The organism is Streptomyces sp. NPDC048269 (genome assembly GCF_040652395.1).
Classification (GTDB): domain Bacteria; phylum Actinomycetota; class Actinomycetes; order Streptomycetales; family Streptomycetaceae; genus Streptomyces.
Genome location: NZ_JBEZLW010000114.1, coordinates 1 through 2998 on the forward strand (window position 1 = coordinate 1; position 2998 = coordinate 2998).

The window sequence follows — 2998 nt, forward strand, 5'->3', positions numbered from 1 at the left end:
AGCTCACCGTCGGCGTTCCACCGCACCAGGTCACCGGTGCGGTACATCCGGCTGCCGTCCGGCCCGTACGGATCCGCCACGAAGCGCTCGGCGGTGGGTCCGGGCCTTCCCAGGTAGCCGCGAGCGAGGCCGGTTCCCGCGAGATAGAGCTCTCCTGGCACGCCCGGGGCCACTGGTCGCAGAGCGCCGTCCAGGACGTAGGTCCGGGTGTTGCGCAGGGGGCGGCCGATCGGCGGGGTGCGGCCGGCATCCGTGTCGGTGAACCACGCCGTGGCGTAGACGGTGGCCTCGGTGGGCCCGTAGATGTTGGCGAGGGTGCTGCCGGGGACGGCGGCGCGGATGGCGTCGGCGGTGTGCGCGGACAGCCCTTCGCCGGCGAGCACCACCAGGTCCGCCTGGATCCGTGCGCCGGCGTCCTGCCCGATCATGTGCGCCAGTGCCGAGGGCACCGCGCTGATCAGGCTGAACCGGCCGTGGTCGGCCTCGAGCAGGGCGAGGACGTCGCGGACCACATCGACGCTGCCGCCGCTGAGGAGCGGTCCGAACATCTCGAAGACGGACACGTCGAAGCTGAGCGAAGTGGCGGCGAGGGTGCGGGACATCCGCTCGGGGCCGATGTCGGCGACCGCCCAGGCTGCGAAGTCGGCGACGCTGCCGTGGGAGACGACAACCCCCTTCGGGCGCCCGGTGGAGCCCGAGGTGTAGATGGCGTACGCGGGATGGCGGACGTCGAGGGGCTCGGTCCGCTCGGAGTCGACGGGGCTGGTGTCGGGCAGCCGGTCGAGCAGGGCGGCCGATTCCGGGGTGTCGAGGAGCAACGGCTCCGTGCCGTCGGGCAGTGCACCGATGGTCGTGGAGGTGGCGAGCACCAGGGCGGGCCTGGCGTCGTCGAGCATGTACGCGATGCGCTCGGCCGGGTAGCCGGGGTCCACGGGGAGGTAGCCGGCACCGGCCTTGAGGACGGCCAGCACGGCCACGATCATGTCCGCGGACCGTGGCAGGGCCAGGGCGACGAACCGCTCGGGCCCCGCACCGCGTTCGATCAGGAGCCGGGCCAGCCGATTGGCCCGCGCGTCGAGTGCGGCGTAGGTGAGCTCGACGCCCGCGGAACGGACCGCCGTACGGTCGGGCGTGCGGGCGACCTGCTCCTGGAAGAGCTGGGGCAGGGTGACGTCTCGCGTCGCGCGACCGGTGTCGTTCCATTCCACAAGGACGCGCCGGCGTTCCTCCGCGGAAAGCACGTCGAGCGCCCCGATGCGGGTGTCGGGCAGGGCGGTGACCGCGTCGAGGACGCGGTGCAGCCGGTCGCCGATGGCCTGCACGGTCTCCAGGTCGAAGAGGTCGGTGGAGTATTCGACGACACCACGCAGACCGGCCGGCCTGCCGTCGTGGTCGTGCCGCTCCTCGAGGGACACGAGCAGGTCGAACTTGGCTATGTTGAGGGGTATCTGTTCGGGGGTGATGCGCAGGCCGTCCAGGTCGAGGGCGGCGGCGGCGTTGTTCTGGAAGGCGAGCATCACCTGGAACAGGGGGTGGCGGGCGAGGGACCGGGCGGGGTTGAGGACCTCCACGAGCCGCTCGAACGGCACGTCCTGGTTGGCGTATGCAGCCAGGTCCGTCTCCCGTACCCGGGCCACCAGCTCACGGAAGGTGGGGTCACCCGACACATCCGTACGCAGCACCAGCGTGTTGACGAAGAACCCGACCAGGTCGTCCAGCGCCTCGTCCGTACGGCCGGCGATCACACTGCCGAGGGGAATGTCCTCCCCGGCACCGAGCCGCGACAACAGCGTGGCGAGCGCCGCCTGCACCACCATGAACACACTCGCCCGGCTCTCCCGGGCCAGCTCGACCAGACGACCGTGGACGTCTGCGGACAGCTCGATGGGGACGGTTCCGCCGCGGTACGTGGCCGCGGCCGGGCGGGGCCGGTCGGTGGGCAGGCTCAGCTCCTCGGGCAGCCCCGCCAGGGCGTGCCGCCAGTGGTCGACCTGCTGTGCGAGCGGGCTCTGCGGATCGGCCTCGTCGCCCAGGACCTCCTGCTGCCAGAGGGTGTAGTCGGCGTACTGCACCGGCAGCGGCTCCCACGCGGGAGCCGCGCCCCGGACCCGGGCCCCGTACGCCTCGCCCAGGTCACGGGCGAACGGGGCCAGCGACCAGCCGTCACCAGCGATGTGGTGGACGACGACGAGCAACACGTGCTCGGTGTCGGACAGGGCGAACAGCAGGGCCCTGACCGGGATGTCGACGGACAGGTCGAAGGGCAGGGCGACGGCTTCGGCGAGGGCGGCATCGAGTTCCTCCGCGGTGGTCCGCCGGACCGGCAGATCCGGGAGCGCCGTGCCCGCAGGGAGCACCAGCTGCCGCGGCTGTCCGTCGACCTCGGGGAAGACGGTGCGCAGGGTCTCGTGGCGGGCCACCACGTCACCGATCGCCGCGTGCAGGGCGGCGGTGTCCGCGGTACCGGTGAGACGGAGCGCGAGCGGAAGGTGGTAGGTGGAGCCGGGGCCCTCGAAGCGGCTCAGGAACCACAGCCGGCGCTGGGCGGGCGAGAGGGGGATCTCCTTGGGGCGCTCCCGCGCGGTGAGGGCGGCTCGAGCGCCGCCCGCCCCGGCGAGTCGCGCGGCGAGCAGAGCGACGGTGGGTGCCTCGAAGAGTTCGCGCACGGCGAGTTCGACGCCGAACACCGTGCGGATGCGGCTGACCAGGCGGGTCGCGAGCAGCGAGTGACCGCCCAGGTCGAAGAAACTGTCGTCGACGGACAGCCGGGGCAAGCCCAGCACATCGGCGAACAGGCCGCACAGGATCTCCTCCTGCGCGGTACGGGGGGCGCGTCGGGCCGACGCCGAGGCGATCTCGGGGGCGGGCAGCGCCGTGCGGTCGAGCTTGCCGTTGGTGGTCACCGGCAGGGCGTCCAGGGCGACGAACGCGGAGGGCACCATGTAGTCGGGCAGGGCACCGGCGGCGTGAGCACGCAGCTCCGCGGAATCGGGCGCCG

At 72.6% G+C, this 2998-nt stretch carries 1 protein-coding gene; it reads right to left on the reverse strand.

What is annotated here, in order from left to right:
* Positions 1-2998: amino acid adenylation domain-containing protein (locus AB0D48_RS37330; protein WP_362407800.1), on the reverse strand; the 2998-nt coding region annotated here is incomplete at both ends.